22 protein-coding genes and 2 tRNA genes are annotated in these 22435 nt (G+C 60.3%); 8 read left to right on the forward strand and 16 right to left on the reverse strand.

Features of this window, described 5'->3' with window-relative positions:
* Positions 1-101: 101 nt before the first annotated feature.
* The gene (locus HOC_RS14570; RefSeq protein WP_035539846.1) at positions 102-878 is read right to left on the reverse strand and encodes a Bax inhibitor-1/YccA family protein; all 777 of its coding nucleotides are present in this window, start codon (positions 876-878) and stop codon (positions 102-104) included.
* Positions 879-1242: 364 nt separating this feature from the next.
* Here HOC_RS14570 and HOC_RS14575 point away from each other — a divergent pair, with 364 nt between their 5' ends.
* A complete protein-coding gene (locus tag HOC_RS14575; protein WP_035539848.1) occupies positions 1243-1575 on the forward strand; it encodes a DUF2853 family protein in 333 nt (110 codons plus the stop codon).
* 82 nt (positions 1576-1657) lie between these two features.
* A complete protein-coding gene (thpR, locus tag HOC_RS14580) occupies positions 1658-2200 on the forward strand; it encodes an RNA 2',3'-cyclic phosphodiesterase (RefSeq protein ID WP_035539850.1) in 543 nt (180 codons plus the stop codon).
* Here the strand turns inward: thpR and HOC_RS14585 are convergent.
* A complete protein-coding gene (locus tag HOC_RS14585) occupies positions 2176-3954 on the reverse strand; it encodes a hypothetical protein (RefSeq protein ID WP_156950501.1) in 1779 nt (592 codons plus the stop codon). The two genes, thpR and HOC_RS14585, sit on opposite strands and share 25 nt — an antisense overlap.
* 83 nt (positions 3955-4037) lie before the next feature.
* Between HOC_RS14585 and HOC_RS14590 the strand changes: the two genes are divergently transcribed.
* Complete coding sequence (locus tag HOC_RS14590; protein ID WP_051624930.1) at positions 4038-5072, forward strand: glycosyltransferase; 1035 nt, start codon at positions 4038-4040, stop codon at positions 5070-5072.
* A complete protein-coding gene (locus HOC_RS21855; protein ID WP_084146346.1) occupies positions 5069-5437 on the forward strand; it encodes an EamA family transporter in 369 nt (122 codons plus the stop codon). Before HOC_RS14590 ends, HOC_RS21855 begins: the two co-directional genes overlap by 4 nt.
* Positions 5438-5470: 33 nt before the next feature.
* On the opposite strand, the gene HOC_RS14600 is transcribed toward HOC_RS21855, so the two are convergent.
* From HOC_RS14600 to hemC, 5 genes are all read right to left on the reverse strand, one after another.
* Positions 5471-5546, reverse strand: a tRNA-Thr gene (locus HOC_RS14600).
* A gap of 81 nt (positions 5547-5627) precedes the next feature.
* A complete protein-coding gene (locus tag HOC_RS14605; protein ID WP_035539855.1) occupies positions 5628-7064 on the reverse strand; it encodes a heme biosynthesis protein HemY in 1437 nt (478 codons plus the stop codon).
* Positions 7061-8269 (reverse strand): COG4223 family protein, encoded by a 1209-nt coding sequence (locus tag HOC_RS14610; RefSeq protein ID WP_035539858.1) that lies wholly within the window; start codon positions 8267-8269, stop codon positions 7061-7063. Before HOC_RS14610 ends, HOC_RS14605 begins: the two co-directional genes overlap by 4 nt.
* A 73-nt stretch (positions 8270-8342) precedes the next feature.
* On the reverse strand, positions 8343-9050 hold the full coding sequence (locus tag HOC_RS14615) for a uroporphyrinogen-III synthase (protein ID WP_051624931.1): 708 nt from the start codon (positions 9048-9050) through the stop codon (positions 8343-8345).
* Positions 9047-10030 carry a hydroxymethylbilane synthase gene (gene hemC, locus HOC_RS14620; RefSeq protein WP_051624932.1) on the reverse strand — a complete coding sequence of 328 codons (984 nt, stop codon included), beginning with the start codon at positions 10028-10030 and terminating at the stop codon, positions 9047-9049. The genes HOC_RS14615 and hemC overlap by 4 nt, the downstream gene beginning before the upstream one ends.
* Positions 10031-10135: 105 nt before the next feature.
* Here hemC and HOC_RS14625 point away from each other — a divergent pair, with 105 nt between their 5' ends.
* From HOC_RS14625 to HOC_RS14635, 3 genes are all read left to right on the forward strand, one after another.
* The gene (locus HOC_RS14625; protein WP_035539860.1) at positions 10136-12016 is read left to right on the forward strand and encodes a DUF885 domain-containing protein; all 1881 of its coding nucleotides are present in this window, start codon (positions 10136-10138) and stop codon (positions 12014-12016) included.
* Between the two features lie 155 nt (positions 12017-12171).
* Positions 12172-13182 (forward strand): glycoside hydrolase family 43 protein, encoded by a 1011-nt coding sequence (locus HOC_RS14630; RefSeq protein ID WP_035539863.1) that lies wholly within the window; start codon positions 12172-12174, stop codon positions 13180-13182.
* 99 nt (positions 13183-13281) lie between these two features.
* Entirely contained in the window at positions 13282-14466 is a 1185-nt protein-coding gene (locus HOC_RS14635) for an acyl-CoA dehydrogenase family protein (RefSeq protein WP_035539865.1), read from the forward strand.
* On the opposite strand, the gene HOC_RS14640 is transcribed toward HOC_RS14635, so the two are convergent.
* A complete protein-coding gene (locus HOC_RS14640) occupies positions 14463-14969 on the reverse strand; it encodes a disulfide bond formation protein B (RefSeq protein ID WP_035539915.1) in 507 nt (168 codons plus the stop codon). The two genes, HOC_RS14635 and HOC_RS14640, sit on opposite strands and share 4 nt — an antisense overlap.
* Before the next feature lie 47 nt (positions 14970-15016).
* Positions 15017-15664 (reverse strand): exopolysaccharide biosynthesis protein, encoded by a 648-nt coding sequence (locus tag HOC_RS14645; protein WP_084146348.1) that lies wholly within the window; start codon positions 15662-15664, stop codon positions 15017-15019.
* An 83-nt stretch (positions 15665-15747) separates the two neighbouring features.
* On the opposite strand from HOC_RS14645, the gene HOC_RS14650 reads away from it, so the two are divergent.
* Positions 15748-15834 (forward strand) — tRNA-Leu (locus HOC_RS14650).
* Positions 15835-15851: 17 nt separating this feature from the next.
* Here the strand turns inward: HOC_RS14650 and HOC_RS14655 are convergent.
* The 7 genes from HOC_RS14655 to HOC_RS14685 all read right to left on the reverse strand — a co-directional run.
* Positions 15852-17264 (reverse strand): MBOAT family O-acyltransferase, encoded by a 1413-nt coding sequence (locus HOC_RS14655; RefSeq protein ID WP_035539918.1) that lies wholly within the window; start codon positions 17262-17264, stop codon positions 15852-15854.
* Positions 17251-18339 (reverse strand): hypothetical protein, encoded by a 1089-nt coding sequence (locus HOC_RS14660; RefSeq protein ID WP_156950502.1) that lies wholly within the window; start codon positions 18337-18339, stop codon positions 17251-17253. The genes HOC_RS14655 and HOC_RS14660 overlap by 14 nt, the downstream gene beginning before the upstream one ends.
* Positions 18340-18434: 95 nt before the next feature.
* Positions 18435-19085 carry a polysaccharide deacetylase family protein gene (locus tag HOC_RS14665; protein ID WP_051624935.1) on the reverse strand — a complete coding sequence of 217 codons (651 nt, stop codon included), beginning with the start codon at positions 19083-19085 and terminating at the stop codon, positions 18435-18437.
* A 217-nt stretch (positions 19086-19302) separates the two neighbouring features.
* A complete protein-coding gene (locus HOC_RS14670; protein WP_035539871.1) occupies positions 19303-20130 on the reverse strand; it encodes a PhzF family phenazine biosynthesis protein in 828 nt (275 codons plus the stop codon).
* An 89-nt stretch (positions 20131-20219) separates the two neighbouring features.
* Positions 20220-21035 carry a bifunctional hydroxymethylpyrimidine kinase/phosphomethylpyrimidine kinase gene (thiD, locus tag HOC_RS14675; protein ID WP_035539874.1) on the reverse strand — a complete coding sequence of 272 codons (816 nt, stop codon included), beginning with the start codon at positions 21033-21035 and terminating at the stop codon, positions 20220-20222.
* A gap of 6 nt (positions 21036-21041) precedes the next feature.
* Positions 21042-21692 carry a fructose-6-phosphate aldolase gene (gene fsa, locus HOC_RS14680; RefSeq protein ID WP_035539876.1) on the reverse strand — a complete coding sequence of 217 codons (651 nt, stop codon included), beginning with the start codon at positions 21690-21692 and terminating at the stop codon, positions 21042-21044.
* Between the two features lie 33 nt (positions 21693-21725).
* The coding region (locus HOC_RS14685) for a UDP-glucose dehydrogenase family protein (protein WP_035539878.1) at positions 21726-22435 on the reverse strand (710 nt) is incomplete at its 5' end.

Raw genomic sequence — 22435 nt, forward strand, 5'->3', positions numbered from 1 at the left:
GCCCTAGCCCACACGGCGCCAGGGTGCAATGCGGCGGATAAGCAAACGCCCCGCAAGGCTGGCTTGCGGGGCGTCCATTCTTGATCCTTCAGGATCCCGGATCAGTCGCGCGAGAGCAGCGACATTAGGATCGTGAACATGTTGTAGAACATGATGAAGAAGTTCAGGGCGCCCGAATTCGTCATCACGGCCAGCGAGCGGGTATCGCCTTCAAAGGCGAAATAGCTCTGCTTCAACTCTTGGGTCTGGAAGGCCACCAGGACACCCGAGATGCCCAGCACGCCGACCTGGATCAGCACTTCCATCATGCCCGAAGGCGGGAACAGGAAGCTGAGCAGCGAGATGCCGATGATGCCCCACAGCGCGAACACGGCGATGATGCCAATCGGGCGCAGGTTCATCTTGGTCATGTAGCCGAACAGGCTGAGCACGCCGAAGGCAGAGGCCGTCAGCAGGAACGCTTTCGTCATGATCAGGAAGTTGACGGTCATTGACGCGCCGCCGCGGGTCGTCACGCTGTTGCCTGACATCGCCATGAGCACCCAGATCGACAGGCAGACGCCGAGCATGGAAACGATGGCCCAGTAAAGGATGCCGGTCGCGAGCGGCGACGGGTTCTTCATCAGGAAGGCCGAGCCGAAGATCAGAGCCAGCGGTCCGAACTGGAACACATAGAACAGCGGCGTCCCGAGCAGGAGCTGCGTCAGCCCCGGCACCAGGCCCGAGCCAACCACGAAGGCAATGGCGCCCGACAGGGCAATCCCGAGGGCAAGTTTCTGATAAACGCCCAACATGAAGGCACGCAGACCAGCATCCACGGACATGTCCATCGAGTCGGCGCCGGTTCTTGGCGTGTAGGCCCGATTGAATTCGTTCATAGGTTTAATACCCTTCTGTTTTGGTTCCACGCGTAAACGCGCGCGTGTTACTTTTGAATATGGTGAAACTCATCAGCGACTGCAAGGAAAACCGGACATGATCCCTTGCCTTGTCCTCCAGCGGACGCTTGCCCTCCCGCCGAATACACCGCGCCATTTGCAGCATTATCGTAGAACAGAATGTCTTTACTTTATCATTGCTTATGGAGCGCAGGGATTCTCAAGTGAACGGGATTGAATCAGAGGCCTCTTCAAGACGACAGGTCTTCGTCTTTTGCATTGACTCAGATTAACCAAAGGGTAATTTCGCCGATCTGGTGTAGTTCCAACGGTTGGGGCACCAGAAAATCTAAGGGGATATATCATGGCAGACGCATCGGCTTACGCCGAAAACATCAAGAAATATGCGAGCGGCTACAATCAAGCCGCCGCAGAGAAGATCGTCGGACATCTTGGCATTGCATTACGCAATCGCGACAGTTCACTGGTCTCATGCTCGGATAGCGGCGAACTGGACCGCGTGCGAGAGCGCTGGTGCCGGGGCAAGCTCGGTCTGGCCCAAACCAAGGATGACCTCGACGCAGCGATGAAGGCCGTTTGCGACAAGTTGCAACCAGAAGGAAGCAACAAGTCTCGCGTGACATTCTATTATTTGCTCGCCGAGCATTTCGGAAAGCTGGACCATCTCGCCAGTTAAGCGGGATACCAGGGGCTGAAAAGGAACCCGGCTTGGTGGAGCCGGGTTTTCTTTTGCCTGCAATCCTGTTTGAGATGGCGCGATGTATCGCTTGTTCGCCGCTCTTCCTGTGCCACCGGACATTACAACAGGCCTCAAAGCGCTTCAGAAAGGTCTGGTCGGCGCAAGCTGGAGACCTGAGCGCAATTTTCACATCACATTGCGCTTCTTCGGTGATCTCACGCACGAGCATGCCCGCGACCTTGATGATATGCTGGGGGAAATCCGCGCGCCGGAGATGGAGCTTCGGCTAGAAGGGGTTGGCTGGTTCGGGCGGCGCGAGCCGAGTGCTGTCTGGGCACGGGTGCGAGAGACTGACGAGCTACGCGCCCTTTCAGGTCAGTGCGAGCGGGCGGCCCGGCGCCTCGGCCTGTCACCAGACCGCCGCCCCTTCCTGCCTCATGTCACGTTGGCTTACCTGCACGGGGCAACGCCGGAAGAAGTGACGGCATGGGCGCAGCCGCGTCACGCCTATTGCAGTGAGGCCTTCTGGGCAGACAGTTTCCACCTTTATTCCAGCCATTCCGGTAAAGGGCCAAGCCGGTATGTGGCGGAAGCCGACTATGTTCTCGGAGCCAGCGGCTGAAGGGCGTAGAGCGTTTCGCCATCACCGGCCCGGCGGATAACCTTCAGGCCATCAGGAATAATCCCCGCGTTAAGCCCATCAGCGAAGTCGCCGGGAGATTCATCTGCAAGCATCCGCAACTCGGCATGTCCGGGACATGCCAGAATATAATCCACCCCTGCTTCCCGCATAAGGCCAGACGCCTCTTCTGCCGGTGACGTAAAGATATTGAGTGCCGCTTCGATGCCGGCAGCGTTGCGGTGATAGTGTCCATGGAGGGCACTCTGCCGAGTGTATCGCAATATATCCGGCGCCACATCGGCGACTGAGAGCACGCGGCCGACAGGCAATTCATCCAGCGCCGCGAGCATGTCAGGACTCGCGCACGCCGAGGCGCCATTACCATTATCCACAAGTTCACCTGGCGGCGTGCGAAACATCCTGCCGGGCGCGCCCCAGACCAAAGGCAGGGACACTGCGAGGGCCAGCAGGTAAGCGGCGCTTCGCTCCCCGTCCTCTCGTGTCGCGAAAAGGCCCGCCACCCATGCCCCTAATGGCAGGATCGCGAAGACATGTCCGAACGAATAGAACCGCACTTGCTGTAACGTAAGCAGCAGATCCACGGCCAGCAAAGCGACAAACAGCAAGTGGGCGCGACGCTGCACCCCTCGCCATACGCGCCATATCGATACGATGAGGGCGACCAGCGACACCCCGACCATGAAAGGCATCTCCTGCGCCATATTCGGCCTGACGGCAAAAAGGGGCCGCGCCTCGTCCACTTTTTCTAGCCAGAGTGTGCGGACAATCGGCGGTAAGCCATCCAGCGGATTTGCAAGGCATTGCGGCGCCTGCGCCGTCAGCAACAGTCCGCACACCAGACCAAGCGTGGCGAGACTGGCGAGACGCCAGGCGAAAGGCTTCTCCGACAAGACCGCAACCACAATGGCAAGGCCTGCGCCGCCCGAAACGGCTGCCGATAGGGTCACCAGCGAAAGCGCGTCACAATGCACAATGCCGTAATTGGCAGGAGCCACGGAAGCCGCGAAGAACAGGGCCGTCAGAGCCGCAAAGCTTGCCCCGAAGGCGATAACTCCCCGGCGCGCAGGTGCTCCGGCAAAAGCCCAGTCCAGCGCATGGAAGGCGCAGAAAATGCCTACAAACGGATAGACTTCCGCACCGACGGCAGTGGAGGAGGCAAGCGCCGCGCCGACGATTGCCAGGCTCACCGGGCGCCTCTCGGGATCCAGCGAAAATCCTGCGGCTATCGCCAGGAAACCAAGCTGAATATTGTGGTGGTCAATGCTGCCGCTCAGAAAGTTGGCGTTTCGGAACAGGACTGTCGCGGCAATGATGCATACATAAGCCAGAACCACGCGCCCGCCCATGAAGCGCGCGCCCTTCATCAATCCCCAGACGACCAGCAAAACACTCAAGGGTGGCCAGACAAGACAGGCGATCTCCAGGGCCTTTTGCGATGGCAGGAATATGTCGAGCCCTGATTTGATAACAAGGATCGGTACGTCAGCAAGCCGTGACCAGTGTATCGCCGTGCCACCTTCCAGACCGAGCCGATCCTGGTGCAAATCGAACCATCCCTGCCCTTTCAGGAAATCCTGAATCTGGACAAGCCGCATCGCATTGTCAGCCTCCATGGCAGACGCCGACATGTGTCCCGACAAGGCGCTCATCACCAAAAGTGAGGCAACCATCAGCACACCAAACCCAACCGCGATCCAGCGGTCTGGCGTCATCGAGATGGCCGGTCGTCGCATATCGTCCCCCGCGCAGCATGCGTGAAAGACGACCTTAACCCTTGCCTGTGTAGAAATGACTAAATTCGGAAAGTGGCCCGCGTGTGACTGACAGTGCTTTCGACAATCTCAGTATAGCCGTGACGCTGCCCTGTTATAATGAAGGGCAGTCGATCGCAGCTGTTGTCATCGGCTTTCGCAAGGCTCTGCCGGGCGCAAGAATATACGTGTACGACAATAATTCGTCAGACAACACATCCGAGCAGGCTGCGATGGCGGGAGCCACCGTTGTCCCGTCACGCCGACAGGGTAAGGGCAACGTCGTGCGCCAGATGTTTGCCGACATCGACGCCGACATATACATCATGGCCGATGGCGACGGCACTTATGATCCCACCGCAGCGCCGCGCATGATACAGGTCTTGCTCGAAGACAATGCCGACATGGTCGTCGGCACGCGCCGCCATATCAAACAGGATGCAGGACGTAGCGGTCACGCCTTTGGAAACCGTGTGTTCAATGCGGCCTACAAAGCGCTGTTCGGCAACGAGTTCACGGACATTTTCTCCGGGTACCGCGCCTTTACCCGTCGGTTCGCAAAAAGTTTTCCAGCGTCGTCGACCGGTTTCGAAATCGAAACCGAAATGTCGGTTCACGCATCTGTCCTCCGACTGCCAGTCTCCGAAGTCGAATTCGATTACGGTCGCCGCATGGAAGGCTCGCACAGCAAGCTCTCCACCTTCCGGGATGGCTTCCGCATCTTGCGTATGATGGGCATGCTGATGAAGGAGACGCGGCCATTCCTTTTCTTCAGCTATATCGCCGTCTTCATTTTGGCGGCCTCGATCTTCCTGATGGCACCGGTTGTCCGCGACTATTTCGAGACCGGACTTGTTGACCGCATACCGACCTGGATGCTGGCCATGACCCTGCTACTGGGCTCAATGATGACGTTCATCGCGGGTGTTATCCTGGACTCTGTCGCCCGAGGCCGGGCTGAACAGAAACGCATACACTATCTCTCGATGGCGCCATCGCGCGGCGAACGATACCACGCAGGGACAACGCCGCTTATCGAGCGCCGTCAGCCAGCCGGTCACCACACCGTCTCTGACACGAGCAAGACCAAGGCACGATGAGCGCCATCAAGGCCCTGTCAGCGCCCGTCTATGGTCTGCTCGTTCTGACGCCCATGACCATTGCGTTCGGTCAGGTTCTCTTCAAAATGACAGGCGCAAAGCTCGCGGAAGGGCCTGACACGCCCTTCTATTCCATCCTTTTCAACCCGGTTTTCATTGTCGCGGTCTTCCTCTATGGCGTTGCGACGCTGGCCTGGGTCTATGTCCTGAAAATGGTTCCGCTATCGATGGCCTATTCCTTCATGGCGTTGACCTTCGTACTGGTCCCGCTGATGGCCGCATTTTTCCTGAAAGAACCGCTGACCCTGAAATATGCGATCGGCGCCTGCCTGATCATCGCCGGACTGTTCGTCGTCCAGTCCTGAACCGAGCGGGCGAATTCCAAGGATTTTGGGGAATGGTGCCGCTAAGGTGACTTGAACACCTGACCCCCGCATTACGAATGCGATGCTCTACCAGCTGAGCTATAGCGGCATGCTCCAATGAGCGTTCGGCCTGAATACTCATCCCGAGGCATCAGCGCAAGACGCTTTTGCCGTTCAGGCGTCCTGCCGGTCAGTCATCGTCAGAGGCATAATCCAGCGGCGGCGTCAGCGGGCCATTCGGGGCCTTGGGCGGGGCAACCTTTTCCTCTTCAGGGCCGGCAATCGCCAGAACCCGGCCAGCTTCCAGTTCCCGGCCATAGGATTCATAGCGCGGATGAACCAGATCCCCGACATCGCCGAAGGCATAAACCAGCCGGCTCCAGTCGCGCTGGGCAAAGTCAAAGGCGTTGCCCTTGGGATCAATGTCCGACCAGTCGGCCTCTCGGGACGCTGAAGCCGCCATACGGCCCCAACGCTGCGCCTCGTCCTTGTCGCCATAGCCCTTGAGCGCGCGCTCCATCAGGAGACACAGGCGCGCCGTCGGATTTTCCTCAACCAGAAGCGCCAACAAGCGGATTGCCTCGACCCAGTTGGCTTCGTCCATCGCCAGTTCGGCCGACAGGATGCGGCTTTCGCGGTGCGTCGGATGCGTGGCGACCAAAGCTTTCAGGCGTGCCGCAATATTATGGCGGTCATCCTGCGGCACGAGGCGACGTGACAGCTGCGCCAGCGCCGGGTGTGGCCGCGCCTTCCAGCCTAGCTCCAACACGCCTTGCGCGGCCTTTTCCTTGGAGTCGATCATCAGCTGCCGCGCGCCATGGAAGGCCGCAGGCGGGAAGCCCGGCGCACCCCTGATGGCTTCAGCGAGTGCCTTCTGGGCATCCTGCTTGCGATCATGCGGCAGGCCGACAGCGCGCGCCGTCTGCAAGACGGCGCGGCGTCGCCGCAGGCTGTCACCTGTGATCAGGCCGCGCTTCTCACCAATGGTGAGCGTCTCAAGCGCTTTCTCCCACTCACCTCGTGCCACTTGCAGGTCGAACAGGGAATTGAACGGCCAGTCCGCATTGGATTTCAGGCCGAGCGCTTCGCGCGCGCGTGATTCTGCAGTGGCCTGGTCACCGCGCTCCGCTGCCGCCATGGCAGATCCGCGCAGTCCCGCGAGCTGCCCGCCCGGCAGGCGCGTCAGCTGGCCCCAGGCGCGCTCGGCACCCGCCCAGTCATCATTGGCTTCGGCCGCACGGGCCTCAAGGAGCAGTTTCAACCGCTCGTCTTCGGCATGCTTGACCGCCTTGCGTGCCAGTTTCAGCGCGTAAGTCGGGTCACCTGCCTCTGCGGCCAGCAGGCCTTCAGTCAGTGCCATGTTGGCCTTGCGGGCGAGACTGGACTGGCGGGCACGGCCAATCTTGCCCGGCAGGACGAAAAGACCGCTGATCAACCACCAGGCCGCCGCCACGAGTCCGCCAAAAACAATCAGCGCAATGGCTGCGACACCCATATGAAGGGAAACAAGCTCGCCGCGGCTATCATTGATCACGACGCTGCCCGGCAGATTCACGGCCCAGAAGCCGATCAGGGCGCCGCCAACGATAATCAGAAGGATAAGAACAAACAGGAAGATGCGATTCATTGCGCCTGGTTCTCCCCACCGATCATGTCCAGCCTCAGGGCTTTAAGCCCTGTTTCGAGTGTGATGCGCCGGTTTGCCGATTCGGTCCAGTCAGCCATGGCCGCAGCTGGCTCACCGGTCAGATTGCCTATGATTGCAACGGCGCTTTCCAGCTTTCCCGTATCGAGCGCGTCCTTGGCGCGCGAGAGGATGACCGGCGCACCTGCCTCTTCAGCGTTTTCACCCCGCACGGTCACAGCATCGCCGAACACATGATTGAGCCACCCCCAACGCCCCTCCTTTTCACGCGGCTCAGCGGCGCGCGCCTTGGCACTCGCTGGCCCGAAGGATCGCTGAAGGTCCGCCAGCGTCGGCGCACCCGTGGTCGCGACGCCGCTAAGAGACCGAACCTCGGCCGATTGGGGCAACAGAACCCGCAGCTTGCGATAGTCGGATTCAAACGTCAGGCCCTGCCGTGAAGCCGCCTCTATCGCCGATAGCGCAAGGGCTGCATCTGCATTGCTTTCAGAAACTTCAGCCTTGGCCCGGACGGCCGCCTCATCATCGCGCATGCGCTCGATCAGGCTTGTCAGTTCCGTCGTGTCCCCGCCGCTGCGCACAATATCAGACTGGAGGTCAGCAAGCCGGGTTTCCAAAGATGTCACACGCTCGGCAAGCGCCCCCACAGACCGCGCCAGCTCCTGCGCGCTAGCCTCACCGCTTGTGTCGACGGCCTCAAGCGCCTCAAGCCGCGTTGACAGCTTTGCCAGCGCCTCGCCGCCATCATCGCTGGCAATCACTTCGTCGATGCGCTTTGACACAGCATCGAGTTCCTCTAGCAAGGGCCCAAGGTCGTCCCCGCCTGCAGCAGCAACAGACTTGAGTCGTGCATCAAGGCGCGCCTCGAGGTCAGCCGAATTCCGGATCACCTTGTTGCGCTCGACATCTGCCGTTGCCTGTTCGGCCTTCAGCGTATCCAGCTCTGCGGTGAGGGCCGACACATCGCCGTCTGCACTGGTCCCGGGCAGCGCCATTGTGGCGACGATGCCGATCGCGCCGCCAATACCGGCAGCGACAAGACTGGCCACGCCCAAACCGAGCCAGCCAGGACCCGCGCCCGCCTTGCTTGCGCGCGATGCTTTCTGGTCTTCGAATGCCGGTTCGAAGTCAGCATCAATCGGCTCTGTGGAGTCGACAGCGATATCGTCTTCGGGATCGTCACTCATAGGTCTGTCTGCTCCTAGCAGGCGGGATTTCAAATACACTGACACATACGCCCATGGCGATCAAAGGTCGCCTTCAGAGCGCCAGAACGGCAGTGTCGAGCGCTTCCATCAGCGCCGTCTCACTGGGCTGCGCCGCATTGACGACAGCGCGCGCACCGCAACTGACAAGCGGCTTGCTGGCGGCTTCAGAGATCGCAACAACAATTGACCGCCTGAGGTCCAGCCCCCTCGCCGCATTCCGGAACGCAGTGGCCCCTTTCGCCGAATGCACCAGAATGACTACACGCGCCGCCCGGGTCAGCGCGCTCGCCGCAGCGTCGTTCACGGCAGACACGGGCAGCGTGCGATAGAGCGCCGCAAACCGCGCATTGACGCCTGCTGACCTCAAACGCGCCATCAGATCACCCGCCGCAGCCTCGTTGGCGATATGCAGGAAAAGGCCGGTCCGGGCCTCAGGCGCGGCGATGATATGCTCAGCCAGTTCGACGGCATTGCCATTGCCCTCACGCACGCCCTGCCAGCCCGCTTTGCGCGCGGCTTCAGCCGTTGCCTCGCCGACGCACCAGACTCGCTCAACGCCATCGCTGACCGCCGGGAAGTGGCGCACGCCGTTCGCACTGGTGAACACGAGATCGGTCACGCCGCTCAGGTCGAGGTCTGCACTGAGAGGCTCAAGCACCAGCGCGGGGGAGAGGAGCGGCTTGTATCCAGCAGCCTTTAAACGCGCAGCAGTTTCGGACGCACCCGGCTCAGCCCGCGTTACGATAACTGGAAGGCTCACCACTCGTCCACGAAGGCGGGAAGCACGCCGCCAGCCGCTGCGCGAATATCTGCCGCCACATCGCGTCCGAGCGCCGCAAGCTGCGCTTCACTGGCCTCTTTGCGGCATGTGCCATCAGCGCGCCAACGCTGCCGACCATCCAGCGCAAGAACTTCGCCGATGAGTTCCCATTCCTCGCCTCTGTCAAACAGGTGCGCGGCAATCGGTGTGCGGCAGCTTCCATCAAGCGCCGCCAGGAAAGCCCGTTCGGCTGTTGCAGCAGCCCGGGTCTCAGCGTGGTCAATGCCGCCCAACGTCTCGCGCACTTCTGCATCGCCATCCTCGCGCATGACCACGCCGATGATCCCCTGCCCGGCCGACGGCAACATGTCTTCCATCGGGATCGGTGTTGCCAGATGCGCCATGCCAAGCCGCGTCAGCCCCGCCATGGCCAGGTAGGTCGCGTCTGCCAGACCATCCTCGAGCTTGCGCATGCGTGTTGCAACATTCCCCCGGAACGTCACGATCTCCACATCGGGCCGCAGCGCCAGCGTCTGCGACTCGCGCCTCAGCGAAGCCGTACCCACCTTCGCGCCCTTGGGCAGGTCTGCCAATTTCTCGGCATGCGGCGACAGGAACCCCTCGCGCGCATCTTCGCGCTGCGGGAAGGCCCCGAATATCTGTCCCGATGGCAGGACAGCTGGCACGTCCTTGAGGCTGTGCACGGTTATGTCGACATCGCCGCGGTCCAGCGCCGCATCGAGTTCGCGGGTGAACAGGCCCTTCCCGCCGGAATTTATCAGCCGTTCCGTCGTCAGCTGATCGCCCGTCGTGGTGAACGGCACGATCTCACCGCGCAAGGCGCCGCCCGAGGCGACCTCAAGGGAGGCTGCGATCTGCCGCGCCTGCACCAGCGCGAGGGGCGAACCGCGCGTACCTATGCGCACATTGCGCTGGTCTCTGCGAGCCGTATTGTCAGGGGATATCCGTGGATCTGTCATCACACTTCTCTAGCTGTCATACAGGCGCTTGCCAATTGACAGCGCGCCGCAGAAAGCGATAGCTCACATATCGTTAATCGGAAAATGCCGGGAGGACCCTCATACATGCGCAGCTCCGTTTCCATCATCGCCCTCGCCCTTGTTTTGTCGGCTTGCGCCACAAAGCCAGCCCCTGCGGAACCACTGAATGCCGCACCCGTCGCCGAAGCACCGGTCGAAACCCAGTCTGAATTGAGTGCCCGGCTGAATACCTGGTTTGACGCCAAATACGAAGAACAGCTCCAGTTCAGCCCGATGGGGCTGACCTTCCTTGGCCGTAAGGACAAGAACGATCAGATCGATTGCATGACATTGGCTTGCCAGGATGAACAACTGGCGTGGCTGAAAGAAGTAACCGAGGAAATGGAAGCTTCGTTCGACTATGACGCGCTCTCGGCGGACGACAAGATGTCCTACGATATCTGGAAGTACCAATATGACGAAGCCGCCAAAGGCGCGGCCTTCCGTTACAACGGTTTCGTGTTCGACCAGATGAACGGCATCCAGAATTTCCTGCCGACCTTCCTGATCAGCTTCCACACGGTCGACACCCCGGAAGACATGACCGCCTACATCAAGCGCATCAGCGGCAGCGCCCGCGCCCTGCATGAAGCGATCAATGTGGCGCAGGAATCTGCCGATCGCGGCGTGCACGCGCCAAAATTCGCTTATGAAGGCGTGATCGATCAGTCGCAAAAGATCATCACTGGTGCGCCGTTCACGGACGGTGAAGACAGCGCCATTTATGCTGATGTCAAATCCGATATCCAGGCGCTGGTCGACAATGGCAGCATTGATGAGGTGCAAGGCGGCGTCTTCCTCGCCGAAGCGGAAGAAGCCCTCAAGGGCGATTTCCTCACCGCGTATGAAGACGTGATCGCCTTCGCGACGGCTGACATGGCCAACTCGCCGGACTCGACCCAGCCGGTCGGCGCCTACCTCCAACCAGATGGCGCCGCCTATTACAATTATCGCCTCGAAACCCAGACAACCACGCAGATGACTGCCGACGAGATTCACGAACTTGGCCTCTCGGAAGTCGCCCGCCTGCGCGGCGACATGGAAGCCATCAAGGAGCAGGTCGGGTTTGAGGGCACGCTGAACGAGTTCTTCACCATGCTGCGCGACAGCAAGGATGACGAGCGCTTCTACTATCCGAATACGGATGAAGGGCGTCTCGCCTATATCACTGACGCAACGGCCGATATCAATCGCATCAAGGAACAGCTGCCGAACTATTTCGGCATCCTGCCCAAAGCCGATCTTGTCGTGAAGCGCGTCGAGGCCTTCCGCGAACAGGACGGCGCCGCCCAGCACTACTATCCGGGCACACCGGATGGCTCGCGCCCCGGCATCTATTACGCGCACCTCTCGGACATGACATCCATGCCGAAGCGCGAACTCGAAGTGATCGCCTATCATGAGGGCATCCCGGGCCACCACATGCAGATCTCGATCGCGCAGGAACTGACAGGCGTTCCGATGTTCCGCACACAGGCTGGCTTTACGGCCTATGCCGAAGGCTGGGGTCTTTATGCCGAATGGCTCGCCAAGGAAATGCCGGGCACCTATGCCGACCCCTATTCGGACTTCGGTCGCCTGGGCTCGGAAATCTGGCGCGCGATCCGCCTGGTGATCGACACCGGCCTGCACTCGAAAGGCTGGACCGAAGAACAGGCCGTTCAGTACTTCCTTGATAATGCCGCCATCACGGAAACGCAGGCTCGCTCGGAAGTGCAGCGCTACATCGTGATGCCGGGTCAGGCGACCGCCTACAAGATCGGTATGATCAAGATCCAGGAGCTGCGTGCGAAGGCCGAAGCCGAACTTGGCGACAAGTTCGATATCCGCGGCTTTCATGACACGGTTCTCGGTGGCGGCTCACTGCCCCTTGAGCTGCTTGAGCGCAAGGTCGACGCCTGGATCGAGACGCAGAAGGCCTCCTGAGGCTTTCCGCGCGCGAACCAGAAAAGCCCTCTCCGGAAACGGGGAGGGCTTTTTCTTTTGCCCGCTATATGCACCGCAAAAAAGTTAGCGCTAACTTGACTTCAGAACTGCCAGTCCGGACAGTCAGAAATGGCAGACTGTGGGAGGAAGATGCCATGTCGAACCGCCTTGCAGCGATAGCTCTGATCGCCACGCTCGCCGCCTGCGCCAGCCCGGCCTCTCGGCCATACAGCGCTGCGCCTGACGGCACGCAGGCCATCAATCCGATCATCACCAACATTTTCACGGCAGATCCTGCCCCCATAGTCCATGACGGGCGCGTCTACCTCTATGTCGGGCACGACGAGGCCGGCGAAGGCGAGATGTTCCGCATGACGGAATGGCGCGTCTATTCAACAGACGACATGAAAACGTGGACCGATCATGGCGCCATCATGAAACCGACCGACTTCAAATGGGCGGTCGCCGACGCCTGGGCATCTGAACCGATCGAGAAGGACGGCAAGTTCTGGCTATACACTGCCGTCGAGCATGATGAGACGGATCACGGCAAGTCCATCGGTGTCGCGGTCTCAGATAGCCCCACAGGCCCCTTCACTGATGCGCTCGGCAAGGCGCTCGTCGCAAATTCAGAAACGGACGGCCCGCACACATGGGATGACATTGATCCCACCGTCTTCGAGGACGAGGACGGGACGTTCTGGCTCTACTGGGGCAATGCCAATCTCTATTACGCGCCGCTGGCGGACGACATGGTGAGCTTCGCCGCGCCGGTCCGGAAGGTTGCCCTGACGCATTTCGAGGAAGGCTCGTGGCTCTTCAAACGCGGCAGCCTCTACTACATGGCCTATGCCGGCATCGACGAAGCGGAGAACGAGAACGAACAGATCTACTATTCGACTGCGCCAACCGTCACAGGTCCCTGGACCTATCGCGGAAAGATCATGGGCCCAGGCGAGAACAGTTTCACGATCCATCCCGGCATCGTCGAATTCAGGGGCGACTGGTATTTCTTCTATCACAATGCGGCGCTCAGCATTGATGGTGTGGAAGGCGCAATGGGCCGCCGCTCGGTTCGCGCAGAACACCTCTATTTCAATGAGGATGGCAGCATCCGCCCCATTACCGCAACGCAAGGCGGTCTCACCCTGCCCCGGCAGGACTGACGCAGCTCACACCAGACGTATTCGAAGCGACGTCGCGGCAGGGCTTGTCACGACAGGGACCTTGCCTAGGCTTTAGCAACGCCTGCTGCGGAGCCAAAGATGAACCTCACCTTCAGCCCTGAAACCGAAGTCTTTCGTGCAAAAGTACGGGCCTTCTTCGAGACCGAGTTTCCTGCGGAGATCATCGCGAAAAACCGGGCGGGAAAATCCCTGACAACCGAAGACATCCGCCGCTCGGAAATGGCGCTTGGTGCCAAAGGCTGGCTCGCGAGTGCCTGGCCTGAGGAATATGGCGGTCCCGGCTGGTCGGTCGAGGAGCAATATGTCTTCGATGAAGAGCTTGAGCGCGCTGGCGTGCCGACCGTCACGCCGATGGGCGTCGTCTATGTCGGCCCCGTGCTCTACACATTTGCGTCCGACGATCAGAAAGCCAAATGGCTGCCGGGCATTCGCGACGGTTCTGTCGGTTGGGCGCAGGGCTATTCCGAACCGGGCGCGGGCTCAGACCTCGCCTCGCTCCAGTTCAGCGCCGTTCTGGAAGACGGCACTTACACACTCAATGGCCACAAGATATGGACTTCCGCCGCCCAGCATGCCGACTGGATCTTCCTGCTCGCGCGCACGAGCAGTGAAGGCAAGAAGCAGGAAGGCATCACCTTCATCTGCTGCCCGATGGACGCGCCCGGTGTAACGCTCATCCCGATCATCACGATCGACGGCAAGCACGTGCTCAACGAAGTCCTGTTCGACAATGTGAAAGTGCCTGAGGACTATCGCATCGGCGAAGAGGGCAAGGGCTGGACCTATTCGCAATACCTGCTTGGCTTCGAGCGCACATCCTACGCCCGCATTGGCGGCAAGCGCGCCATGTTGCGGCATGCCCGCGAACTAGCCTCTTCCATTCCGAATGGCGGCAACCATCGCCTGATCGATGATGCGGCCTTCGCCCGCAAGCTCACCGAGGCCGAAATGGCTGTTGACGGGCTCGAAATGACGGTCTTTCGGGTATTATCCGGGCTTTCTTCGGGGGGATCTCCGGGTGATGCAGCATCGACGATCAAGATCCTCGCGACGCAAACTCACCAGCAGATTACCGAGCTTTTCCTCGACACAGCCGCCGCCTTTGCCCAGCCAGGTTTCGGTGCAAACGCGGCGGATATCGGCCTGCCTCTCCACGCCGCAAAAGATGTATCAGCCTATTTCGCCGGCCGCGCCCAGTCGATCTATGGGGGCACGAACGAAATCCAGCGCACCATTATTGCGCGCAAAGTTTTAGGCCTCTAGCGCCGCACTGTCGCTGCAGCTGCCACAAAGCTCAGCGCTGACAGGATCAGCGAGACGACACCGTTCCATCCGGCCATGGACAGGCCGAGGATGTAGAAGGGTGCTGCGGTACAATCAGCCACGTGGAAATTCTGGTTCAGGTCCCGGATCGCGAAGGGGTCCACCGCCGCAGCCGCAGCGCATCCGGCGGGTGGCGGGAACAGCTTCCATTCAACGCCAGCGTGGTACGCGGCCACGACTGCGCCGACGCCAAACACCAATCCGATCAGCACGTTCAGCGCCACGAGGAAGCGCCGCTTTGGCTGCCATCGCCAGATAGCGAGGCCTGTGACGGTCATGGCGATCAATGCCCAATAGACTTCCCGCTGGCGCAGGCAGAGCGGACAGGGCGCAAGGCCGCCAAACGTCTGGAAGCCGTGCGCGATGGCGATCATCAGCGCGGATATGACCAGCGCTGCCGCAGGCCACGTCCAGTCCCTCAAGAGCATTTGGAGCTTCAACATCCTGCCACTAACACCGCCATTGCCGGCACCCACAATGCGGCGCAGCGTCACGATGGCGTGAGACCCATGATTGTGTCCTTCGCGGCACCGATCAGGGCCAGCAAAGCGACTGGTCCCAACACGACCAGCCCGAATATCCAGGCCAGCCCCAGCAATAGTCCGAGGATAACCAGAATACCGTCCTTGTTGATCAGACCAAAGCTCGCCAACGCCACGCCAAAGCCCGGTACGGTGTTCGTCATCGGCAGCGGCAGCAGAATTGATGCGCTGAAAAGGCACAGGAAAGCGCCGATAATCCGCTCGGATCGCTTCCCCGTAATTACCTTAAACCTTGGTTTCGTGAAGGTTTCTATCCAGCCAAGCCACTTACGTCCGCCCCTGGCCATCTGGGTCAGGCCCTTGCGGTCGATTTTCCGCTCGCCGAACTTTTCCGGCATCCATGGCTGCGAACGGCCAGCGGCCATCTGGCCTGCCAAGGCCATCATGGGCAATGAAACCACCTGTGGCACGCCATAAAGGAATGGAATGCAGCAGGGCAGCGCCAGGAAGAACAGCCCGGCGCCGAACGCGCTTTCGTCCAGTTGATCCATGATATCGCGCAGCGTCAGCCCCTCTTCAGGGGCGCTTGCGGCCATGGCCTCAAGGGTTTGCAACAAGGTCCGCTCGGCGGCAAAAGAGGCGTTTGGCATGTGCATTGTGTTAGCGGCCTTCTCCCGCCGCGTCGAGATGATTGACAGGACGGCCTGCCATGCGGCAGGAGAAGCCTTCCCTGTTAAGGGCCTCTGTGGCGGAACTGGTAGACGCGACGGATTCAAAATCCGTTTCTGGTGACAGAGTGCCGGTTCGAGTCCGGCCAGAGGTACCAAAGGGCACGGCGCCCGTTCAGAACTGGAAGTAGATGAACGGGCGATAGCCGAGCGGAACGAAGGCGATCGCAATCGCCACAATCGCCCCATAGGTCACCGCAAAGCGATTGGGCGCGAGGCGCTCGATCATTTCCTGTGCGCCGAACCGGTGTGACAGCCAGTGCGCAAGGCCCAGAAAGGCGAGGAATGGCCAGACAGCGATGGGCAGCATGTTCTGCCCGGCCGAGGACCATGTCAGATATGTCTCTGAAATGCTCAGCGCTTCGCCAAGGTCTGCCGCCCGGAAGAAGATCCACGCCAGGTTCACCCAGTAAAAGGTCACAGCGCCACCAATGAACCCACCCAGAAGCCCCATGGCCGGGACGCGGCGTGCCACAAGCTGGTGCCAGAAGCGCTGAATGATCAGCGCAATCCCGTGGAGGAAGCCCCAGATCACGAAATTGAACGACGCACCGTGCCAGAGGCCGCCCAGCACCATCGTGGTCATCAGGTTGACATCCCGGCGGCCATTACCGCGCCGATTGCCCCCCAGCGGAATGTAGAGATAGTCGCGCAGCCATGAGGACAGGCTGATATGCCAGCGACGCCAGAAATCCTGGATATTGGCCGACAGGTAAGGCGAGTCAAAGTTAGCCGGGAACTTGTAGCCGAGCAGGCCTGCGCAGGCGATTGCCATGTCCGAATAGCCTGAAAAGTCGCAATAGATCTGGATACCGTAGAGCAGCACGCCGGCGACGACCTGCGACGCGGCAAAGGATGACGGGTCTGCAAAGATGACGTCGACATATTGCGCGATATTATCCGAGATACAGGCCTTCTTGATGAAGCCGATCAGGAACAGCGTCAGGCAGGCGCGCACGCTGACATCCGCCCATTTGCGGGCTGTATCCATCTGCGGAATGAATTCCGACGCCCGAACGATCGGCCCGGCCACCAGCTGCGGGAAGAAGGCGATATAGAAGGCCACATCGAGAAAAGAGCGCCGCGCGCCAATATCACCGCGATGGACATCCACCATGTAGGAGATGGCCTGGAAGGTGTAGAAGCTGATGCCTACAGGCAGAACGAGGTTCAGCGTCACCGATCCCGCACTGAAGCCCATCATGCCGGCAAAATCGACAAAGCTGTCAGCGAAGAAATTGAAGTATTTGAACACGCCGAGAAGCGCGAGCGAGGCAACGATCCCGGCCGTCAGAGCAAGTTTTCGCGTCCTGTGACCCGCAGGATAACGGCTGGCGGCCGCGCCAACCACATAGCTGATCACGGTGATCAGCAGGATCAGGCCCAGAAAACGCCAGTCCCAGGCGCCATAGAAGACATAAGAGGCCAGCGTCAGGACGCGCTTGCGCCACAGGTTGTTTCTCAAAATCCAGACGAGACCGAAAACGACGGCAAAGAAAAGGAAGAAGCGTGGCTCAACGAACAGCATGCTGACCTCCTGCATCCGACTGCTTCAGATCGCGGCATAGCTCTGCCCCGGCCAGGCGGCTCAGCTTGCGCGCGCCTTCCTCGCCATAGTGACTGTGATCGAACCAGAGGTTTCGACCAAAAAGGTCCGGATAGACATCCGGCCGGTTGAAATTCATCACAGAAAGGTCCGGCGCGATACGCGCAAGTTCGATACCCACACGGGGCGTGCGGTCCAGCTCCTCCGGGTCCGGCGAGATGAAGAGCGCTGCATTCAGGCCTTGCGCCTTGAGACTGCGAAGGCGTTCTTCGAGATAGACAGCCCGCGCCTCGACAGCTTCGTCGCTGGCCGCGCCATAGCGCGCCAAGGCTTCGTCATACTTTTCCGGATGATCCACGAAATCCTTGCGGCGCGCCTCAATGTCTGGCGACGAAATCGATCCCAGAATTTCGAACCCGTCTGACGACATATCCATCGCATAAGGCGCTGGCTTCACGGGCGCCGGGAAGAAAAACTCAGCCGCCCGGCCAACACCGGAGAGATCGTAGGCGGCGCCGGCGCCAAATATGCCAAGCCGGAAAACCTTCTTCGGCGCAGATTCGGGGAACGAGCTGATACTGTTCAACGTGGGGGAATAGTCTGATGGTGCATGGAAAAAGCGCGCACGTTCATTCGTGGCATCGTCCAGCGAGCGCGCCTCAGGTAGAGGGTCTTCAATAATAACGGTGCGCAAAGCGCCTTGCCCAGCGTTCAGAACCTGATCCAGCAGCCAGTCCTGCTCCGCGCCGGTCAGGCCGAAAACGCCGAAATTGAATACGTTGGGCCGCTGGCAGCCTTCGGCTTCCATTGCGGTTTCCACCTCGTCAGGGACGATATGGTAAAAGGTGCGCGATGTGCCGATGAAGACGGTGTCATAGTCGGCGGCATGGTCGCGATAGGCAGCGAGTTTCGGGCTCAAAACATTCATGTCCGGTACGGGTGCGGCGCGTCGAAGCGTCAGCGAAAAGCCGCTTGCCACAAGGGCGAATGTCGCCGCACCGATGACACAAGGCACCAGAGTGACACGCAAACGCGACATGATTCCACGCTCTGACAAGACAATGCTCCCTAAGCACGCGCGAGGAACTGGCGCGAAATGCGCGTCAGTTTACCCATAGCGACTGCACATATCATGCCATCAAGAGCGAAAGGTTACCGGGTAGAATTTGCGGTTTCGAGGGCGACAATCCTGTACCCGTCCTGCTTCAGCCGCGACAGAAGCAGCGCCGTGCGCACGCTTGAACGGTCAAAGGGATCATGCAGGAGTATCACACCCTTGTTGCCGCCCATCGACAGCTTTTGAAACACCAGGTCCACGGCATCTTCCGGCGAAATGCGGGTCCAGTCGGCGCCATCAGCGGTCACGCCGACTTCAAGCAGGCCCATGTCCCGTACCATCCGGGACAAGTCCGGCGTCGTCGCGACGTATGGAAAGCGAAACATCAAGGACCGCTTGTCGATACTGGTCAGCGCAACATTGACGGCTTCCTGGCCGCGCGAAATCTCGTCCTTCGCCCTCGCATCACTCATGTTCACCAGATTTGCGTGGGACCATGTATGGCTGCCAACAGAATGGCCTCTTGCGCTGATTTCACGGACCATTGCGGGATAGCGGCTCGCCTGATTCCCCAACAGGAAGAAGGTTGCCTTGGCGCATTCCTTGTCGAGCGTGTCGAGCACAGCGCGCGTTCGCTTCGGATCGGGTCCATCATCGAATGTCAGGACCACTTCGTAGTCTTTCAGCAGCGCATCAATCGGTCCCGTCCTAGGCGTTACCTTTATCGTACGGTCCACGCCCAACATGGTCGCGTCGCATGATACCGGCTTGGGGTCAGACGCTGGCGCCACAGAGCATGCTGCGACAAGCAGACTGCACGCGCCCAAAAGGACTGATCGCCGAATACCACGCACGCCTGATCGAAATCTCATATTGAATAATCCACAAGGCTGCCGTTAGGGCCTGCGAAACCAATATCGACCTTTCATGCCGCCCGCAAATAGCCGCACGTGAGACGCGATTTTACACCGGCAGGAAAAAGCGGCCTTCGACTGTGGTCACGCTATGGCCGGAGAGCTTAACCCGATCGCCCTGCAGGAGCGTATCGATCCGTCCACCTCGCCCGGGATAGGCCTGAAAGCAGGACAAGGCATCCATCCCGAACCGCTCCGACATGACGCGCGCCAGCATTGTGTGCCAGCTGCCTGTGGCAGGGTCTTCATCAATGCCGCTGCCCGGCGCAAAGAACCGGCTGGTCACATCAACGCCGTCTCCGCTGGGCGCAAAACAACCGAAATTGCCACGGTCCCAGCCTTCGCCCGGCACACCGAGCGAAGCCAGCGCTTTCAGGTTCGGTTTGAGCGCATGCACCGCATCCGGCGTCTCGAACATGGCCGCATAGAACATGCCGCCCCAGGCCTGTACGGGCCGCGCACCGAGCGCCTCGGCGACATCGTCGCTGACGGGGATTTCCGTTATCGGGCCCGACGGAAAATCCATCTCCAGCCGCCCGTCTTCCAGCTTGCGCACGGTCAGGCGTCCGGATTTGACCGTGTCGAAGGCAATAGTCTCGCCCGCATAGCCTTCATGGGTGAAGAGAACATGCGCAGCCGCCAGCGTAGCATGGCCACAGAGCGGCACTTCAACGGCCGGGGTGAACCAGCGCAAGTTCCAGCTCCCTTCGCCAGTGCGGACGATATAGGCCGTTTCAGCGACATTGTTTTCGGCTGCGATGGCCAGCATCACATCATCCGGAAGGAAGGCGTCCAGGGGCATGATACAGGCCTGATTGCCTTCGAATGCGCGCGTGGCAAAGGCATCAACCTGGTAGAGGGGCAAGGGCTGGGTCATCGGCTTATCTCCTGAGAGACGCTTTAAGCACACCGCCTGTCCGTACAGAAACGACGATTTCTGACAGGGCCTTCAGAGGTCCTAACGGGTCACTCCCGGTCCAGCAGCCAACCATGGTTGACCGGTCCATGGCCCATTCCGAGTCCCTTCGCGGTCCGTAGCGCGCCCAGGAGATAGTCACGCCCCTGCTCAACCGAGTCCGGAACGCTGACGCCTTGCCCGAGATAGGCCGCAATCGCAGAGGCAAGCGTACAGCCTGTGCCGTGCGTGGAGCTTGTATTGATGCGTGGGCTTTCGAATAGCCATTCGCCCGTCGTGGTTTGCAACACATCGGTGATCACGCTGCCACCGATATGACCCCCTTTGACCAGCGCGCCATGGGCGCCGAGTTCGAGCAGGCGGTCCGCCGCCCGGCGCTGGCCATCAATGGATTCGACGGCCTTGCCTGTCAGCACTTCCGCTTCCGGGGCGTTTGGCGTCACCAGACGGGCACGCGGCACCAGTTCGGAACGGATCGCTTCGACGGCCTTGGCGTCGACAAGGCGGTCACCCGATGTCGCAACCATGACGGGATCAATCACCCGCGGGATCATCAAGGCGTGCTCGTCCAGACATTCGGCAATGGCCTCAACCAGCGCGGCGGACCCCAGCATGCCCGTCTTGATCACGTCGGCGCCAATATCGGCCAGCGTGACGCGCATTTGCCCGATGACGGCATCAATGGGCACCGGCCAGACGCCGTGAACGCCTTTAGTGTCCTGCACCGTGACGGCCGTAACGGCCGTCATGGCATAGCCACCGAGCATGGTCACGGTCTTGATATCGGCCTGGATGCCGGCACCGCCGCCCGAGTCCGAACCGGCAATGATGAGCACGCGCCCTTTGCGATCGACGGCCTCAGCCATGATGCATCAGACCTTGATGTCTGCCTTCTTCGCGTCGGCGAGGAAGGCCTCGAGGCCCTTGTCCGTCAGCGGGTGGTTGACCAGGCTCTTGATGACGCTGGGCGGCATGGTCGCCACGTCTGCACCGGCAAGCGCGGAGAGCTTCACGTGATTGGGCGTGCGGATCGAGGCTGCCAGGATTTCAGTGTCGAAGAGGTAATTGTCATAGATCTGGCGGATGTCGCTGATCAGTTCCATGCCGTCGAGATTGATGTCGTCGAGGCGGCCGATAAAGGGCGAGATGAATGCGGCGCCAGCCTTGGCAGCCAGCAGTGCCTGGTTGGCCGAGAAGCAAAGCGTGACGTTAACGGCCGTGCCTTCGTCAGACAGGGTGCGGCAGGCTTTGAGGCCATCCCATGTCAGCGGCAGTTTCACAGCCACGTTCTCGGCGATCTTGGCCAGCTTGCGGCCTTCGCGCACCATGCCCTCGGCATCGGTCGCGACGACTTCAGCGCTGACAGGGCCGGTGGTGAGACCGCAGATTTCCTGGATCACTTCAGCGAAAGGGCGCCCGGCCTTGGCGATCAGCGAAGGATTGGTCGTGACGCCATCGATCAGGCCGGTTGCGGCCAGTTCGGCAATGTCTTTTGTATCAGCTGTATCGACGAAGAATTTCATGTCTGGTATCCGGTCTGGAAAGGAAAGTGGGAATTACGGGCGTCCGATTGACGTGTAGGCGAAGCCGCGGGCCGCCATGTCTTCGGGAGAATAGATGTTGCGCAAGTCTACCACGATATTCGTGTTCAGCGCAGCTTTCACGCGATCAAAATCCAGCGCACGGAACTGATCCCATTCAGTGATGATGACCATGGCATCTGCATTCTGGATCGCGTCATAGGGACTTGTCGCAAAATCGACGCCCTCGAGCAGGTGCGCCGCTTCCGTCATCGCTTCAGGATCATAGGCGCGAACTTTCGCGCCGGCCGCCATCAGCGCCGGCAGGATGTCGAGGCTCGGTGCATCGCGCATGTCATCGGTGTTCTGCTTGAACGCGAGGCCGAGCACGCCAATGGTCTTGCCCTTCACATCGCCGCCCATGGCCGCGATGACCTTGTCAGCCATGGCTTTCTTGCGCGCCTTGTTCACTTCGACGACCGTATCGACGATACGGACGGGGGCGCCGACATCATTGGCCGTCTTGCTGAGCGCAAGCGTGTCTTTCGGGAAGCAGCTGCCGCCATAGCCAGGCCCCGCATTCAGGAACTTGCGACCGATCCGGTTATCGAGACCGATACCGCGCGACACTTCCTGCACATTGGCGCCGACTTTCTCGCACAGGTCTGCCATTTCGTTGATGAAAGTGATCTTCACGGCAAGGAAGGCATTGGCCGCATACTTGATCAGTTCCGAGGTGCGCCGAT

Source organism: Hyphomonas oceanitis SCH89, assembly GCF_000685295.1.
GTDB classification, from domain to species: Bacteria; Pseudomonadota; Alphaproteobacteria; order Caulobacterales; family Hyphomonadaceae; genus Hyphomonas; species Hyphomonas oceanitis.

What these genes read in the sequence shown, in the direction of transcription:
- HOC_RS14605 (WP_035539855.1), bottom strand. Translation starts at nt 7,064, where the DNA reads ATGAATCGCATCTTCCTGTTTGTTCTTATCCTTCTGATTATCGTTGGC.
- thpR (WP_035539850.1), top strand. Translation starts at nt 1,658, where the DNA reads ATGTATCGCTTGTTCGCCGCTCTTCCTGTGCCACCGGACATTACAACA.
- HOC_RS14610 (WP_035539858.1), bottom strand. Translation starts at nt 8,269, where the DNA reads ATGAGTGACGATCCCGAAGACGATATCGCTGTCGACTCCACAGAGCCG.
- HOC_RS14630 (WP_035539863.1), top strand. Translation starts at nt 12,172, where the DNA reads ATGTCGAACCGCCTTGCAGCGATAGCTCTGATCGCCACGCTCGCCGCC.
- HOC_RS14655 (WP_035539918.1), bottom strand. Translation starts at nt 17,264, where the DNA reads ATGCTGTTCGTTGAGCCACGCTTCTTCCTTTTCTTTGCCGTCGTTTTC.
- HOC_RS14640 (WP_035539915.1), bottom strand. Translation starts at nt 14,969, where the DNA reads ATGTTGAAGCTCCAAATGCTCTTGAGGGACTGGACGTGGCCTGCGGCA.
- HOC_RS14585 (WP_156950501.1), bottom strand. Translation starts at nt 3,954, where the DNA reads ATGCGACGACCGGCCATCTCGATGACGCCAGACCGCTGGATCGCGGTT.
- HOC_RS14665 (WP_051624935.1), bottom strand. Translation starts at nt 19,085, where the DNA reads ATGTTGGGCGTGGACCGTACGATAAAGGTAACGCCTAGGACGGGACCG.
- HOC_RS14645 (WP_084146348.1), bottom strand. Translation starts at nt 15,664, where the DNA reads ATGCACATGCCAAACGCCTCTTTTGCCGCCGAGCGGACCTTGTTGCAA.
- HOC_RS14635 (WP_035539865.1), top strand. Translation starts at nt 13,282, where the DNA reads ATGAACCTCACCTTCAGCCCTGAAACCGAAGTCTTTCGTGCAAAAGTA.
- HOC_RS21855 (WP_084146346.1), top strand. Translation starts at nt 5,069, where the DNA reads ATGAGCGCCATCAAGGCCCTGTCAGCGCCCGTCTATGGTCTGCTCGTT.
- HOC_RS14575 (WP_035539848.1), top strand. Translation starts at nt 1,243, where the DNA reads ATGGCAGACGCATCGGCTTACGCCGAAAACATCAAGAAATATGCGAGC.
- fsa (WP_035539876.1), bottom strand. Translation starts at nt 21,692, where the DNA reads ATGAAATTCTTCGTCGATACAGCTGATACAAAAGACATTGCCGAACTG.
- hemC (WP_051624932.1), bottom strand. Translation starts at nt 10,030, where the DNA reads ATGACAGATCCACGGATATCCCCTGACAATACGGCTCGCAGAGACCAG.
- HOC_RS14625 (WP_035539860.1), top strand. Translation starts at nt 10,136, where the DNA reads ATGCGCAGCTCCGTTTCCATCATCGCCCTCGCCCTTGTTTTGTCGGCT.
- HOC_RS14570 (WP_035539846.1), bottom strand. Translation starts at nt 878, where the DNA reads ATGAACGAATTCAATCGGGCCTACACGCCAAGAACCGGCGCCGACTCG.
- thiD (WP_035539874.1), bottom strand. Translation starts at nt 21,035, where the DNA reads ATGGCTGAGGCCGTCGATCGCAAAGGGCGCGTGCTCATCATTGCCGGT.
- HOC_RS14670 (WP_035539871.1), bottom strand. Translation starts at nt 20,130, where the DNA reads ATGACCCAGCCCTTGCCCCTCTACCAGGTTGATGCCTTTGCCACGCGC.